A 14,228-nucleotide genomic window follows, 5' to 3' on the forward strand; every position below is an offset into this window, starting at 1 on the left:
ACAGCCGGGCCACCGGCCTGCCCACCACCCGCCCCGGAAACCGAAAAGGCCCGCCGACTCCGTCGACGGACCCTCACGAAAGATCGAGGTTAACCGGTGGCGACATCCAGCAGCACCTCAGTGAGGCGGTCGGCGGCATCCGGGCGTCCCAAGGACCGGGCCTGCTGCGCCATGTCCTTGCGCTGAACGGGTGAGGCGAGGATCCGGCCGACCGCCGCACGAAGGCCGTCCGAGGTGACCGCGCCCTTCACCAGGGCGACCGCGGCGCCGGCCTGCTGAAGGTGGAGGGCGTTGTGCTCCTGCTCGTTGCCGGCCGACGTCGCGAGAGGGATGAGGACGGACGGCTTGCCGAGGGCCGTGAGCTCGGCGATCGTTCCGGCGCCGCTACGGGAGATGACGACGTCGGCCAGTGCCAGCACGTCGGGAAGCTCCGGGCCGACGAAGTCCATGACCAAGTAGCGGGGCCGGACCTCGGCCGGGAGCTGAGCCACGTATTGGCGCGACTCCTCGATGGAGGTGGCACCGCACTGGTGGATGACGTTGGCCTGGGTGAGCAACCAGGGCAGGACCGCGCGGACCACGGTGTTGATCTGGACCGAGCCCTGGGCGCCGCCGGTGATGTAGACGGTGGGCAACGATCGGTCGAAGCCCGTGAGGCCGAGTGCGCTGATCGCCTTGTCTGGCTCGCCCGTGAGGACTTCCGGGCGTACGGGGTTGCCCGTGACGACGGCCGAGCTGCGTACAGAGTCCGGCAGGAGCGACAGGGTCGACTCGGAGGAGACCGCGACGCGGGTGGCGGCCCGGGCCAAGGCTCGGTTGGCCAGCCCAAGGCGGACCGTCTGCTCGTGGATGATCAGGGGGCGGCGGCAGAACTTGGCTGCGAGGCCAATCGGGACGGCCACGTAGCCGCCGGTGGACAGCACCACGTCCGGCTTGAAGTCCGAGACGATGGTGCGGGCCTGGGCGGCGCCGAGCGGGACACGTCCCATGTCCTTGATGTTCGCCGGAGAGGCCAGCTTCAGCGGGTTGCTGGAGCGGCGGATCTTGCCGGTTGCCACCGTCTTGAAGGGAATGTGTTCACGCTCGGCGACGCGGGCCTCCAGACCGCTCTCGGTGCCTACCCACAGCACGTCCAAACCGATGCCGAGGCGGCCGAGCCGGGCGCCCGCGGTGCGGATGGCTGTGAGCGCCGGATAGGTGTGCCCGCCGGTGCCGCCGCCCGTGACGATCAGCCGGAAGGGCCGGCCCAGGGCGGCGAGACGGCGGTCGAGGTCTGCGCTGGTCACGTCGTGGGGCTTCCCGTTCCGGCGGGCGCCGGGACCGTACCCGGGCCTGGGGACATTCGGACTTGGCGGACGATATCAGGCAGCCGGACCTTGGTGAGGAGCCGTCCGACGCCCCATGGAGTGGTTCCGAACTGGCCCAGATACGTGCGCAGGGTGCGCTGTTGGTCGCCGGTGAGGACGAATTCGCGTACCCCTGCCTCTGGGTGCTGGAAGCGTCGTGGATCGCGGATGTTCTCGCGGCGCTGCGCTGCCGTCAGGAGAGCTTCGAGGTCGAAGCGGGCTGTCTGGTGCAGTACCTCGGGCGGGTCGGTGCGGAAGAGCTCGGAGAGCATCAGGCGGTGGTAGTCGGCGCCCTCCCGCACGAGTGCCTCGATCAGGGTGCCGCCGCCCAGGCCGACGCCGATGTCACGGAGCAGGGCGAGGCAGGCACGGGCGGCGAGGTCCGTGGCGTCCTCCAGGGCCTCGGAGATGATCCGCGTCCGGTAGGTGTAGAGGAGGTTGTTACCCAGGTGGCCCTCGATGTAGTGGTCGATGTTCTCGGTGGCGTAGGTGAGGAGGCCGGTGCGGTCGTCCCACAGCTGTTCGTCGGTCTCGGCCTCGAAGTCCTTCAGGACGGTTGCCAGGGCGGGGCCGTGGGCGAGGGTTCGTGCTCGTTCCAGCCAGCTCATGGGGGAGATCTGGTGGGCGCGCAGGATGGCCAGGAGGACGGCGAAGACCCCGCCGTTGTAGAGGGATGCCAGGAGCAGGTTCATCACCCGGCACTCCCGGTAGTCCTCGTACGGCATCTCGGGGACCGTGACGCACACCTCGTCCAGCTCCGCGGCCCGCAGCTCCTCGCCGAGCGCGGTGTAGGCACCGTAACAGCGCGGCATGACACGCCACTTGGTGACGAGCCCGTGCTTGCTCCGGTAGGCGTCGGTGCACATCTCGCTGCCCGGCAGCAGGGTGAGCTGGAACATATTGAGGCGATCGAACCCGGCGTCCACCAGCTGGCGCAGGGTGCCGAGGTGCTTCGCCTTGGAGTCGCCAGGCAGGGCGAGGATCACCTCGCTGTACGTGCTCGCCCCGGCGTCCGCTGCGGCAAGGGCGATCTCCATGAGCTTGCCGGAGTCGATGTTCGTACGGGCGATGTTGCGCAGGACGTCGGGGTCGAGGGACTGGACGGCGCCGGAGAGGCTGATCGCCCCCGGGACCTGGGAGACGGCGGACAGAACGCGGTCGCGCTGGTTCTTGCCGGTGGTGACGTTGACGACACGCGGCCAGCCGTAGAGCTGCTGGCACTCGGCGATCACCCTGCAGGTCTCGTGGTCCTCGGGAAACATGCCGAAGTTGCTGTCCGTGATTAGGAGTTCGTTGCGCGCCGTGCCCGCCTCGACCAGGGGCTTCATGCGGCGGCCGATGTAGTGCAGCTCGTCGTGGATGTGCCTGGCGTGCTTTTTGGCGACCCGCTGGAAGTACGAGGTGCCCTCCTGGCAGAAGGTGCACTTGAACGGGCATCCGCGATTGGTCTGCACGGTAGGGACGAGCTTGCCGTCGAAGAACTCGTCCATGAGGCCGGCCGCGTACGGGGAGGGGACGACGGAGAGGTTGTGGATCCGCAGTCGCGGCGACGGGGCGTGGAACATTCCGTCGTCGCTGAGGCAGTGCACGCCGGAGATGTGGCCGCGGACCTCGGCCCGGTCGAAGTCGTTGAGGGTGCGCAGAAGGCCGGCGAATGCGGGCTCGCCCTCTCCCTCGATGTAGAAGTCGGTCTTCCCCGCCAGGCGCTCGTGCCAGAAGGCGGTCTGTTCCGGGCGGTGAAGCGGGTAGTGCGGGCCGCCGAGGACGACCGTCGTCCGCGGGAACCGCCGTTTGATCAGCTCAGCGAAGGCGAGCGAGAGGTGGCTGTTCCAGATGTAGTGGGAGAAGCCGATCACATCGGGTGGCCCGTCCTCCTCCAGGGCGGTCGCCAGCGCCTCGGGGTACTTGAAGATGCGGACCGGGTGGACGAGATCCATCTTCGTCGCCGCGTAAGTGGCCAGGCCCGCGATCGCCTGCGGCATCGTCTCGGCGGAGATCGTCTGCTGGGTGTACGTGAGGTCAGCCAGCCACACTGCAAGCGTGACCCTCGGCCGTTCACGCGAGGTGGCGACGGTGGGAATCGGCAGCGGCACGGGAGTCGTCATGCCAGGGCCTCCTCGCGACGCAGGAAGATCTGCAAGAGCAGTCGGCGCTCGTCCTCGGGTACGTCTGCCTGGCCGTTGCCGAGAGGGTCCCGTCCGTGGCAGGAGAGGTGCTGGTTGACGATCAGCATGTCGCCGCGGTCGAGTCGGAACCTTCGGTGCCCGATGACCAGCTCGCGCTCCAGGGATCGGGCGGCCTTGGTGTACGGGTCGTCGGGGTCGACGCCGGCGAGCATCTTCGCCGTGAACCGTACGAACCCTTCCATCGGCGGTAGGCCGTCGATGATCGGGAAGGGATTCCACTCCTCGCCGACGCCCGTCAGGTCGTAGAAGGAGCCGTCCTCGTATTTCGGGTGGGACAGCAGGTCGGCCTCGGCATAGCCGAGCCGGTCTATGGCCCGACGGACCTGCGAGACGAGACTCTGGCCCTGGCCCCTGGGGTCAGGGCGCACGCACAGCAGGGCGCTGTAGTCGGGCGGCCAGGTCGAGTTGACGATGTCCAGGTGCATCGGGTTGTAACCGGTGCCGGTGGCGCGCATGGGGTCGATGTCCAGGTTGGTGCCGAGCGGTTTCCACAGCGGCCAGCGGTCGAAGGCGCGGAGCGGGGTCGCGATCAGGGAGAGCAGAGCCGTCACGGCTCGCAGACCGACCTCCTCGGTCGGGGTGGCGTCGAGGAGATCGGCGAACTCCAGGACGGCGAAGCCTTCGCCGTCGGGGTCGTTCAGGAGCCGGTCGCAGGTCGCGACGAAATCCCGGATGCAGGAAAGGCCGGTAAGGGCATGGCGGTAGTGCGCGGCGGTCTTCGAGGACAGCAGACCATGGGCGAGTTCCCAGTCCGGGAGAGATGCGGCGTGGCAGGCGAGCTCGGAGACGAGGTCTTTCGGCAGCGTCACTCGGTGCGTGCGCGGCGCGGGAATGGGCATAGAGGTGCTCCTCAAGTGGAGTGAGCGAATGAGAGTGGCGCGCACGGACGCGCGGACCCGCGAGGGCGACCCACTCGGGACCCCAGGTGCTTGCTGGTGATCGAGTCGGGGGATATCGCGGTGGCGGCCGGGTGCGGGCGCTGAACGTGGCCTACGTGTGGTCAAGGCCGAGGACGGCTCCGAGGACCAGCAGGACGGGCATGACCAGCACCGCGAACTGCAACCAGCCGAAGGCGTAGCTCCTCAGCAGCCGCAACGGGTGGCAGGGTCCCCAGGACAGGGGCCGACGGTAAGTTCTTGAGCACCGTAGTCCTTGGCGGCTCGGACTTCCGAGCGCGCCTGGGTCATGCCCCGAGGAGCGGGAAGACGCACCACGCGACCGTCCCATCGGCGCTGAACCCCCACGTCCCGCCGAGCTCGGCGACGAGAGCGTCCACCAGCCACAGCCCACGCCCGCTCTCCGCGTCCGGCGTGGCCTTCCGAGGCTCGGGCGTCGCGGACGGCGAGTGATCGTTGATCTCCAGCCCCACCTGTCCGTCTGCACGATGTCTTATGCGGAAACCGATGGTCGTGCCGTGTCCGTGGATGATCGCGTTGCTGACCAACTCGGAGATCACCACCTCGGCGGAGTCGACCTGGGCCGTGGGCATACGGCACACGTGCCGCAGCCACGCCGTTCCGATACGCCGCGCCTGCTCGACACGCGACGCCTCCCGTACGAACGCGACGTCGACCGGCGACGCCAGCCCAGCACCGGGGCCGATCTTGAAGGTGCCGGCCTCTCGCACGGGACAGGTGGAGACCGAAAGCGTCGTGGTCGGAGCCGAGGAGACCATCGCCCAGTCCTTCCTCAGAGGTCGTGGGGAGCCGCAAAAGCTGGACGCTTCCGTGGCGCGCCCGACGTGGTCCAACAACCGTGCCGCGTGCGAGAGTTGCTTTGCAACGAAACACCAACAGAAATTTCTCCGCGAACGAAAATGGCACATGCCGCCGCAAACGCATGGTCTGTTGCGGCACGCGTATCGCGTGTCAGACTGCGCGCATCGCGGTTTCGGCGAACGCATGCGATGGAAGGGCGAGCACATGGCAGCCAAACCCAGGCCGACCGTGCGGCGTATCGAACTCGGTTACGAGTTGCGACAGTTGCGCGAACGCGCCGGGATGACGCTTGAGGACGTCGCCGGAAGCGGCGCCATCAAGGGCCTGTACGTCACCAAGCTGCACCGCGTCGAGAAGGGGCTCCAGGACCTGCGCAGCGCCGGCGATCTACGCGCCCTTCTGGAGCTGTACGGCGTGACCGACGACCGCGATGTGGAACAACTCCTGCACATCCAGCGCGACGGCGCCAGCCAGGACTGGTGGACCCCCTTTCGGTCCACGATGCCCTCGGGCATGCCGCGCTTCATCGGCATCGAGACCGCGGCCCGCGAGACCTGGGCCTTCCACCCGGCGCTCGTGCTCGGCCTGCTGCAGACCGAGGCATACGCACGCGCGCTGTACGAACTCGCGAAGCCGATCGAGGAGACCACTACGGAGTTCATCGAGAAGAACATCCAGGTCCGCCTCCGGCGCAAGGAGGCCCTCACCAGGGAGGAGGATCCGCTACGTCTGCGAGCCGTGCTGTACGAACCGGCTCTGCGATACATCGTCGGAGACCCGGACGTGATGCGGGAGCAGTACCAGGAGATCGCCGAGCTCGCCTCGCAGCCCAACGTGAGCGTTCAGGTGCTCCCCCAGACGCTGCGCGGATACCTGTCCGTGCACGACTTCACGATCCTGCACCTGGACGACGGCATGCCGACCTCGGTGCAGGTGGACAACGCGTGGAGCGCCTCGTCCGTCTCCGACAAGCCGCGCGAAGTAGGCCGGTTCACCCGCAAGTTCAACGCCCTCACGGCGTCCGCACTGCCGCCGGAGGACACCCCCGCGTTCCTGCAACAACTCACGCGAGAGATCAACAGATGACCCAGAACCGTACCCACACCGCACGCGAGCTCACCGGCGCGGGCGCGCCCTGGTTCAAGTCGTCGTACTCCGACGGCGCCGGGAACAACTGCGTCGAGATCGCCGACCTCACCGGAACGCTGTATGCCGGTGTAGCGATCCGCGACAGCAAGAGGCCCGAAGAGGCGGCGCTGCTCTTCGAACCGACCTCGTTTTCGGCGTTCATAAAGGACATCCGTCACGCGCGGCACGAACGGTAGGCGACGAGCCCAGCACCGATCCGCCTGTGGCTACTGCCTGGTCTGTTTCGCATGTCAGGCAGTAGCGGCCCCCTCGGCCGGCATTCTTCGACTGAGCCGAGGGAGCCGCCTGCCGCTGTGGCTTCACTCCGCCGACGCGCGATGCCATTGATCCCCCGCCGGTCGTGCTCCCGCTGGCTCGGGCAGAGCTGCCTGGTTGTGTTTTCCCGTGAGGCTGCGCCCGCACAGGCGGTGGCATCAGCAGGTCCGCCCCGCTTGCCCCTTTGAGTACGCGGTTCACTCCGAGCTTTGACCAGTTCGCCGGAGGCAGACAGGAAGGATCCCGAAACCACTGGTGCGCCGGGTACCGGCATGTCACCGTAGACGACCTTGCGAATCCGCAGGTCAACGACGACCAGCGGCCCATCCCGAGCCTGTCGGAGGCGCCCCTGCACCCGCACCACCCCAGCGACCCCTTTTATCCCGACTCACCGGACCCGGTGTACTGGGTCACCCCGCGTCATCTGGCCGGCGACGACGGCGTACTCGCCGAACGGATCGGTGACACCCTGGCTGGCCTCGGCTGGCGCATGTGGCCTACCTCCCGCCACACCCTGCTGTACGTCAGCCCAGATGAGTTGCGCGGCGCGGAATGGATCCTCGCGTCCTACCCGTTCGAACTGGGCGGTCTCCCGGTTGCCTGGCAGCTGAGCGCCCGTACGCATCCCACCTCCGCGGTGCCGGCCTGGAACGCGTACTTCACGGCCGGCGTCCCGTACGAGGCGCTCGCCGATCTCCTCGTGGCGATCAACACCCGCGAGGCGCCCGACTTCGGCTCCGAGGGGTCGGAGACGGTGATCAACGCTCTGAGTGCCCGAGGCTGGATCCGCGATGTAGACCGCCCCCACACCACCGCCACGGACCCCGGGTTTTCCTGCAGCGTCTCCTTGGAGATGCTGCCGCCACTCATCCAGGACGCCGACCCGCGCCCCGACCTGCTGGGCTGGCAGGCATGGGCGGAGCCCGTCGTCAGCGCCCCGTATCTGTGGTGTGCCAGCTTCAGCACCAACGTCCCCCATGAGCTGGTGGCGGCGTTCTCCGCCTCGCTCGCCTCGCCGGTCCCGGTGCCCCGCCGAACCGTCCCTGCGAGCGCCGAAGGGCGGCTCACCGTCGTCCGCCGCAACTGACAGCGCCCGCTCTGAGGGGCCGCTGTCGTATACGGCTCGCCGCCGATCACCGGTGCCTCGGGCGGATGTGTCGTGGGGACTCTCGGGTAGGGCGGGCTACGCGTTCACTGGCGGGCTGAGGTTCCCCTTGCCCTGCCAGCCCAGCCCCACCTTGATCTCCGAAAGATCCCACTGCCGCGCCCCGGCATCCCAGGGCCCGTACGCAGACAAGGCGTTTTTGGCCTTTTGGCATAAAATGCACTTACCGGGAGATTGGTTCCTTCGGAGGTCCCTATGACCACGAGCCTGGTCACCAACTACCGTGCGAACGAGTGGACAGACCTGGTGCATAAGGGCCAGAGGCTTGTCGGCTCCGAAAGCTCCACCCAGTTTGCACTGGGTGACATCGGCCTGGAGATGGTCCCTCTGCCGCCCAAGGGCAAACGGCCGCCGATGAAGGCATACAAACTGCTGGCGAACTACGCCGAGGAGATCGGACTGCCGAGCGAGCGATTCGAAGAGTATCGACTCGTAGCCGGAGCGTGGCCAAAGAAGCAGCGCGCCAAGAACGTGTGCTGGTATGTCCACTCGATCCTGTCTCACCATCACGACCGATTCGACATGATCAACAACCCGCCGGTTTATCGGAAGACTGGCGAACGGCGCTGGACGTGTGACGCCGCCCAACGGGCCCTCGGCTGGAAGACCCGAGTGCCCGAGAACATGGAGGAGAGGCTTCGCCAGGTCGAGGACCTGCTCGATGACGAAACCACCGTCGAAGTAGTCGAGCGAGCCATCATGCGTAAGCCGGCCGTGGTCAAGCGCGTCGCGGAGAAACCCCACGTCCGGGAGACCTTCAACCGTGCGCAGACCGACAGAATCCGCGAGGCCCGCGAAGAGACACGAAGGCGCCCGGAGGTCCAGAAGTTGAACGAACAGCAGGAGGTCCTGACCGTGCTGGGCCTGTGCTCTTCGTTCGCGAGCGGCATCGGCCGTACCCTGCCGGGCCTGCACCTGGCCGAACTCTCAGACGACTCCAAGGACTCCATCCGCGAGGGCCTCAGCCGGGTGACAGCGGCCGTCGAGTGGACAGAGCACGTCTTGGATACCGGCAGCACCGATATGGACGCGGCGCTGGAGCGGCTGATCGCTGGAGAGTGACGACAGACAGGCGGAAATAGACGTCCTTCCCTGGCGCGCATGGGAAGGAGAGCAGAGATGATCGACAACAAGGGGCTGGACGAGGCGAACGGAAACTCGGCGCGAGGTGACCACTCCTCCGGCCGGGGGGCGAGGAGACGACCATGACCGCGCACCAGCGCCCCGAGTTCTTGGCCCGGAGCGTGTACGACGCCCTGCATAGGGCAGGCACACGGGGACTCACCTTCGTCGAGCTCATGGACTGGACCGGCCTCACCGCATCCCAGACACGACATGGCTTGAGCGTCCTGCGAGAAGCGCTTCCGGGCATGAAAGGGACCGACGCGGTATATAGCTACGACCCGCATGGGCACGTGTACCGCACGGCGTACCTTCCAGACGTGGCTGAGTCGTACGAGATCATGCGTCTCGGCGGGGAGGCGACCCGCAGCTACCGGGTGCTCACGGGCACCGTTCTCCCGCACGCTAAGCAGTCTCGGACCAAACAGTTGCGGATGCTCAAGCGCCACCTGCAACTCGTCGTCGAGGATGCCAGGGACATCCTTGAGCCGGCCGAGCCGGTGTGACCCGCCGCGACCGACCGGCCACAGAAGCGAAGGGTGGGCGTGGCCTGGCCGGCACGGGCTTGAGCTTGACGGCCCACGTCTGACTTCGACGAGAGCCCGCGCCGGTCGTTGGCGCGGGCTCTCGCGTCCAGGCTGTCGGGCAGGTCAAAGGGGTGCCCGGAAGGGAACGTGAAGCGGGACGGGACACCCCCAGGCGGTCCGTGCGGTCGTAATCAGCGCCGTCGTGCCTGTGACGGCTGCGGGGCCGGGGCGGCTGCTGCCGTGGGCTCTGGAGCGTCCGGGCGCTGTGCTGCGCTGTCGGCCCAGGCTGGGCTGTGGGCTTGTGCTGCGCGGGCTTGTGCACTGAGTGCCGGCCTTTCGCTGAGGCGTTGGATGCGCCAGGCCAGGACCCGTGCCGGGCGGCGGGCGTCGTTCAGAGCGCGCTGGTCGGCAACCTGCTGGAGGAGCCGTTCCGGGTCGTGTCCGGCTGCTTCCGCCTTGGCGAGAGCGGTGGTGAGAGCCGCGAAAGCGGGGTCTTCGATGATCTGCTCCGCGTGCTCGGGCACGACTTGGCGTAGGCGGCGGATCTGCCGTTCCACGGCCTGCTGGGGTGGCTGGCGCTGCGCGAGGGCGGCCAGGGGTGCGGCTGCGGTCTGGTCGTAGGCGGCCTGGAGGTGGAGCAGTGTCTGCTGGGCGGCGGCGACCTGCTGGTCGTGGTGGCGGAGCTGGTGCCAGCGGGCAGCGGCAAGGACCACGAGGATCGCCGCGTCCAGGAACATCGCCAGGACGGCGCCGTCCTTGGGGGCGGGCTCGCGGACCATCGCCCGTACCGCGCCGCGCAGGGCGCGGGCGTGGTGGTGTTCGGCCCGGATGCGGGAGCGGGTGGCACGCTCGAACGCGGTCGCCGCATCTCGGAGTTGGGGGCGCAGGGTCTGGGGTGCGAGGAGGGGGAGGGCGTCGAGGGCCTCGCCGAAGGCGGCGAGGTGGGCCTGGGAGGCTTCGTCGTCGTCCTGGTCGAGGTGGTGGGGGAGGCGTTCGGCGGCGGCGGTGGCCTGGTGCCAGGGGTTGGGCCTGCGCTGGCCTGGCTTGTCAGCGGGCTGTGGGGCGATGCTCTCCAGGCGTTTTTGGATCTTGGGGAAGGAGAGGTCCGGGGCGAGTTCGGAGCCGGAGAACCAGACGGGCTCGTTGTCGGCGGTGGTGGTGTCTTCGCTGGCGACCTTGTAGCCGCGCACGTCGCCCGAGGGGAAGTGGACGACCTCGACGAGCACGCCGTCGATGTGGTTGAGCAGGTGGACGAACTCCTCGACGCTGGTGGCGGCGGCCACGGCGGTGCGCACGGTGGCGCGCAGCCGTTCGCGGGCGGGCTTCTCGTGGCCGGCGCGGCGGGCCTTCTCCTGCTCGGCGCGGGTGGTCCGCTTCGCGGCGGTGCGGTCACCGCGGACCACTTGGAGCAGGCCGTATTCCTTCTCGATGGCGGCGAGTTCGCGGTCGGCGGTGTGGTTGTCGTTCCAGTGGCGTGCGGTGCGCAGGTCCGCGCGGACCTTGGTGGCGGCGATGTGGATGTGGTCGGGGGCGTGGCGGACGGCGACCCAGCGGCATCCGTCCGGATCACCGTCCGGTGCTATGCCGGTGGCCGTCACAACGCGGCGGGCGATGTCGGCCCACTCCTCGTCGCTGAGGATGCGGTCACTCTCGGCGGCGCGGATCGAGCAGTGCCACACGTGCTGCTCGGGAGCGCGGCCCAGCCGCCGGGCCTGCTTGACGTGCAGGTCCAGGTCGGCCACGAGGAGCCTCCTGGTGGCGTCGAAGTCGTCGGCACGGCCGGGGTCGGGGGCGAAGCCGTCCCAGGAGGCGACCAGGTGCGGGTCGGTGTGGTCCTTGGCCTTCTTCGTGTCGAACAAGTACCGGATCAGGCCCGCGGTCTCCTTGCCGCTGAGGATCTTCGCGATCACCGGGCCGCCTTCTTGGAGACGGCCTCGTTCGAGGCTGCCGCGATGTGGCGGACTGTGGCGCCGACGGCGTCCAGGGTGCGCTCGGCCTGGGTCAGGAGTGCGGTGTCCACAGGGTGTGGATGGCCTCCGGAGTTGAGCTTCTTGGCGATCTGGTTGATGTTGTGGCCGATCTTGGCGACTTCGCCACGGAGGGCGGTCAGTTCGTCAATGTAGTCGTCGAGTGGGGTCCGCTGGCCGGGCAGGCCGAGGTCGCCATGGACGTGGGCCATGACGACGGCGCCGACGTAGTGGGCGCCGGCGATGTTCAGTGACCGGGCCATGCGCAGGATGTCGACCTTCTCGTCGACGCTGTAGCGGGCATCGACACGCTGCTTGCGCTGGCCGTTCGGGTCGGGCTTGCGACGTCGGGCGACACGGTGCAGCGCGGCGGCTTCGGCGGCGCGCGGCAGCTGCACAGCGGCGGCGGTGTCGGCGGCCTGTTCCCCCTCGGGTGCCCCCTGGCGCCCGAGGTCCTCCGCCACCCCCGGGGCGGAGACTTCCCCGTTGCGGCCGTCCTTGGACGGTCCAGCGGGATACCTTGCTGGCGTTGTGGTTGGGGTGGTGGTCATCTCCTGCTGGGGCGACGGGGGTTCGTGGTGCCGGTTGCGCATGAGGTGGTTCTCCATGGGGTGTTGATAGCCAGTCAGTGACCGGTCGACCTCGTCCCACCTGTCAGGGCGAGGACGGGTGGAGCGGCGGTGTCGGGTTGACTCGTTGCGGTGCGGTCGCTCGTCCCCGCGGACCTGCGCGGGGACGAGCGATGCGCGTTGCGCCGGAGCGATGGGAGCGCGGGGGCTCAGGGGGCGCCGGCGGGGTTCATGTCGAGGTCGTCCTGCCGCTGAGAGGTGGCCTCATCGAGTTCGGCTTGCAGGACGTCCTTGAGCTTTTCCGCGTCGGCCCTGCCGATCGGGAGGCCCTTGCCGCGGATCGTCGCTTCGATGTGGCGGCGCGAGGCACGGTCTCCGCGTCCCAGTGGCGCGGTACGGGCAATCGCGAGGTACTCGTCGGAGGCAGCGCTGGGCTTCTGGTCTTCCGGCTCGGCGGAAGACTGCGGGATTGCCGTCATAGTGGCGGCGCCCTGCGCCACCTCGGCAGCACCCCGAGCCACGTCGGCCTGACCGTCCGCCACGTCGAGACCGGCTGGCTGCGGTAGACCGTTGTGGCGTTCGGTGGCGTCGGGTGGGTCGGCGACGAGCTGGTGGATCTGCCGCATCAGGACGCCGAAGGCCAGAAGCGCGGCTGTCGGGGGAACCGCGGCGACCACGTAGTCGAGGAGGGGCACGGCGCTGGTGTTGCCCGTTCCGTTGACCCCGGCCACGTTGAGGGCGATGGAACCGATCGATCCGGTGGCGGTGAGGGCGATGGCCCAGCCGTCGGCGACGCGGCGCAGCCCCGCGCGGAGCATGAGGAGTTCACCCGCGACGATGAAGGCGTCCAGGGTCGCGGGCCAGGCCCACTGGCGGACTGGGGAGTTCTTGAGGCCGTGCTGTCCGGCGACCTCTGCGAGATGCGCGTACGACAGCCAGAATCCGCCGGCGGTGAGCGCCACGATGACAACGCCCGCCGCGACGAGCGCGTACCGCTCAGCGGCCTGCTTGCTCGTCATCGGCCGTCCTTCGCCAGGGCGATGGTCCCGGTGGGTGGGTGTGGAGAGGGTGGTCAAGCGGGGTTCTCCTGGGGTTGTGGCGTGGTCCGTCTTTGCCGTCCCGGCCGTTGCAAGCGCAGGTCAGGGCCGGTACGGCAGGGGGGTCGGTGTTCCGTCTTGGCGGCGCCGACGCGTCCTGGGGGCACGTACGGACGGCGGGTGCTGCGGTTCGGTGGCTGCGGACGGTTCGCATCCGTCTTGCCGTCCCGGCCGCATGTGCTGTGACCTGCGGTGATACGGCGGGGACGTCCGGGACGGCACAAGACGGATGTGGGCGGCGTCCCGGCGGGCAGCAACGTCGGTCATGATCGTGTTGCCGTCCTGGCCCCGGTTGCCGTCTTGCCTGCATGCCATTTGACCTGCGGGATTACGGCAGGGACGGCAAGGACGGCAACCGGGGACTGGGTGGGTCTCAGCCCTCGCTGCGCGCGGGACCGGTGTCGACTGGGTGGACGGTCGGGCAGTAGCGCCGCCATGCGTCGAGGAACTTGTTGCGTGTGTAGCCCTTGCGCTGAGTGCCGTCGGCGAGGCGGACGTTGCCGGGCCTGATGTCGAAGGCGCGCAGCAGCGAGCCGAGCTCACGCGGGCCCAGTCCCTTGCGACCCCACTCCGCCCACGGGCCTTCCAGGTCTTGGCGCAGGTGGTGTAGGAGTTCGTCCGTGGAGAGGCTGTCGACCTCCCGCTGGGCTACGAAGACCCGGCGGATGTCGGCCAGGATCCGCGCTGAGCTGGGGTGGTCCTCCTCGGCCTCCGCTTCGGCCCTGACCATCTGCGCGCACGCCGCGCGGGCGAGGCGTGGCCAGGGGCCGGCGGCGAGATCGGCGACGATCACGAGGGGTTCCCAGGTGTCGGCGGCGCGGTCCTCCACCGGCATTACCGGTTCCATGTCGGCGGCCTCGTCCAGCAGCGGCCGTGTCCATGCGGCGATGCGGTCACGCAGGTCGTGCAGGGCCGGGGTGTCGCGGCGGGAGCGGAAGGGCTTGACGCTCTCGCCCTCGGCCCGGCGGCGCATCCGGATCACCACCGACCGGTCCATGATCGTGTCGGGCAGGTCGCCGATGCCCGCTAGGCGTTGTCTTCAAATGTCACGCCCACATCAGGAGCGAGGCGAGCGTGACAGCTGCCTGGTAGGACTCGGCGGTCTTGTCGTAGCGGGTCGCGATGCC

General features: G+C 68.7%; 12 protein-coding genes and 1 pseudogene. 5 read left to right on the plus strand and 8 right to left on the minus strand.

Going from position 1 to position 14,228, the window contains the following annotated elements; translation table 11 throughout:
- Positions 1-89: 89 nt before the first annotated feature.
- The 4 genes from ACIBAF_RS48000 to ACIBAF_RS48015 all read right to left on the minus strand — a co-directional run bounded on the left by ACIBAF_RS48000 (position 90) and on the right by ACIBAF_RS48015 (position 5,207).
- The gene (locus ACIBAF_RS48000; protein ID WP_399472963.1) at positions 90-1,286 is read right to left on the minus strand and encodes a UDP-N-acetylglucosamine--N-acetylmuramyl-(pentapeptide) pyrophosphoryl-undecaprenol N-acetylglucosamine transferase; all 1,197 of its coding nucleotides are present in this window, start codon (positions 1,284-1,286) and stop codon (positions 90-92) included.
- Positions 1,283-3,451 (minus strand): B12-binding domain-containing radical SAM protein, encoded by a 2,169-nt coding sequence (locus ACIBAF_RS48005; protein ID WP_399472965.1) that lies wholly within the window; start codon positions 3,449-3,451, stop codon positions 1,283-1,285. The genes ACIBAF_RS48000 and ACIBAF_RS48005 overlap by 4 nt, the downstream gene beginning before the upstream one ends.
- Positions 3,448-4,371 (minus strand): TauD/TfdA family dioxygenase, encoded by a 924-nt coding sequence (locus ACIBAF_RS48010; RefSeq protein ID WP_399472967.1) that lies wholly within the window; start codon positions 4,369-4,371, stop codon positions 3,448-3,450. Before ACIBAF_RS48010 ends, ACIBAF_RS48005 begins: the two co-directional genes overlap by 4 nt.
- Before the next feature lie 344 nt (positions 4,372-4,715).
- Positions 4,716-5,207: an ATP-binding protein gene (locus ACIBAF_RS48015; protein WP_399472969.1), complete on the minus strand. Its 492-nt coding sequence runs from the start codon at positions 5,205-5,207 to the stop codon at positions 4,716-4,718.
- A gap of 247 nt (positions 5,208-5,454) precedes the next feature.
- Here ACIBAF_RS48015 and ACIBAF_RS48020 point away from each other — a divergent pair, with 247 nt between their 5' ends.
- From ACIBAF_RS48020 to ACIBAF_RS48040, 5 genes are all read left to right on the plus strand, one after another.
- Positions 5,455-6,336: a helix-turn-helix domain-containing protein gene (locus ACIBAF_RS48020; RefSeq protein ID WP_399472971.1), complete on the plus strand. Its 882-nt coding sequence runs from the start codon at positions 5,455-5,457 to the stop codon at positions 6,334-6,336.
- Positions 6,333-6,575 carry a DUF397 domain-containing protein gene (locus ACIBAF_RS48025; RefSeq protein WP_399472973.1) on the plus strand — a complete coding sequence of 81 codons (243 nt, stop codon included), beginning with the start codon at positions 6,333-6,335 and terminating at the stop codon, positions 6,573-6,575. The genes ACIBAF_RS48020 and ACIBAF_RS48025 overlap by 4 nt, the downstream gene beginning before the upstream one ends.
- 479 nt (positions 6,576-7,054) lie before the next feature.
- Entirely contained in the window at positions 7,055-7,741 is a 687-nt protein-coding gene (locus tag ACIBAF_RS48030) for a DUF317 domain-containing protein (protein ID WP_399472983.1), read from the plus strand.
- 273 nt (positions 7,742-8,014) lie between these two features.
- On the plus strand, positions 8,015-8,881 hold the full coding sequence (locus ACIBAF_RS48035) for a DUF6192 family protein (RefSeq protein ID WP_399472975.1): 867 nt from the start codon (positions 8,015-8,017) through the stop codon (positions 8,879-8,881).
- A gap of 143 nt (positions 8,882-9,024) precedes the next feature.
- Complete coding sequence (locus tag ACIBAF_RS48040; RefSeq protein WP_399472977.1) at positions 9,025-9,447, plus strand: hypothetical protein; 423 nt, start codon at positions 9,025-9,027, stop codon at positions 9,445-9,447.
- A gap of 212 nt (positions 9,448-9,659) precedes the next feature.
- On the opposite strand, the gene ACIBAF_RS48045 is transcribed toward ACIBAF_RS48040, so the two are convergent.
- The 4 genes and pseudogenes from ACIBAF_RS48045 to ACIBAF_RS48060 form a co-directional block, all read right to left on the minus strand.
- On the minus strand, positions 9,660-11,378 hold the full coding sequence (locus ACIBAF_RS48045) for a relaxase/mobilization nuclease domain-containing protein (RefSeq protein ID WP_399472979.1): 1,719 nt from the start codon (positions 11,376-11,378) through the stop codon (positions 9,660-9,662).
- Positions 11,375-12,028: a plasmid mobilization relaxosome protein MobC gene (gene mobC / locus ACIBAF_RS48050; RefSeq protein ID WP_399472985.1), complete on the minus strand. Its 654-nt coding sequence runs from the start codon at positions 12,026-12,028 to the stop codon at positions 11,375-11,377. Before mobC ends, ACIBAF_RS48045 begins: the two co-directional genes overlap by 4 nt.
- Positions 12,029-12,213: 185 nt before the next feature.
- A complete protein-coding gene (locus ACIBAF_RS48055) occupies positions 12,214-13,023 on the minus strand; it encodes a DUF2637 domain-containing protein (protein ID WP_399472981.1) in 810 nt (269 codons plus the stop codon).
- A 451-nt stretch (positions 13,024-13,474) separates the two neighbouring features.
- Positions 13,475-14,131, minus strand: a pseudogene (locus ACIBAF_RS48060) (DUF3631 domain-containing protein); the annotation flags it as partial.
- Between the last annotated feature and the right edge of the window lie 97 nt (positions 14,132-14,228).

The sequence above is a fragment of the Streptomyces sp. NPDC051677 genome (genome assembly GCF_044453465.1).
Classification (GTDB): domain Bacteria; phylum Actinomycetota; class Actinomycetes; order Streptomycetales; family Streptomycetaceae; genus Streptomyces.

What these genes read in the sequence shown, in the direction of transcription:
- ACIBAF_RS48055 (WP_399472981.1), bottom strand. Translation starts at nt 13,023, where the DNA reads ATGACGAGCAAGCAGGCCGCTGAGCGGTACGCGCTCGTCGCGGCGGGC.
- ACIBAF_RS48025 (WP_399472973.1), top strand. Translation starts at nt 6,333, where the DNA reads ATGACCCAGAACCGTACCCACACCGCACGCGAGCTCACCGGCGCGGGC.
- ACIBAF_RS48040 (WP_399472977.1), top strand. Translation starts at nt 9,025, where the DNA reads ATGACCGCGCACCAGCGCCCCGAGTTCTTGGCCCGGAGCGTGTACGAC.
- ACIBAF_RS48015 (WP_399472969.1), bottom strand. Translation starts at nt 5,207, where the DNA reads ATGGTCTCCTCGGCTCCGACCACGACGCTTTCGGTCTCCACCTGTCCC.
- ACIBAF_RS48020 (WP_399472971.1), top strand. Translation starts at nt 5,455, where the DNA reads ATGGCAGCCAAACCCAGGCCGACCGTGCGGCGTATCGAACTCGGTTAC.
- ACIBAF_RS48010 (WP_399472967.1), bottom strand. Translation starts at nt 4,371, where the DNA reads ATGCCCATTCCCGCGCCGCGCACGCACCGAGTGACGCTGCCGAAAGAC.
- mobC (WP_399472985.1), bottom strand. Translation starts at nt 12,028, where the DNA reads ATGCGCAACCGGCACCACGAACCCCCGTCGCCCCAGCAGGAGATGACC.
- ACIBAF_RS48035 (WP_399472975.1), top strand. Translation starts at nt 8,015, where the DNA reads ATGACCACGAGCCTGGTCACCAACTACCGTGCGAACGAGTGGACAGAC.
- ACIBAF_RS48005 (WP_399472965.1), bottom strand. Translation starts at nt 3,451, where the DNA reads ATGACGACTCCCGTGCCGCTGCCGATTCCCACCGTCGCCACCTCGCGT.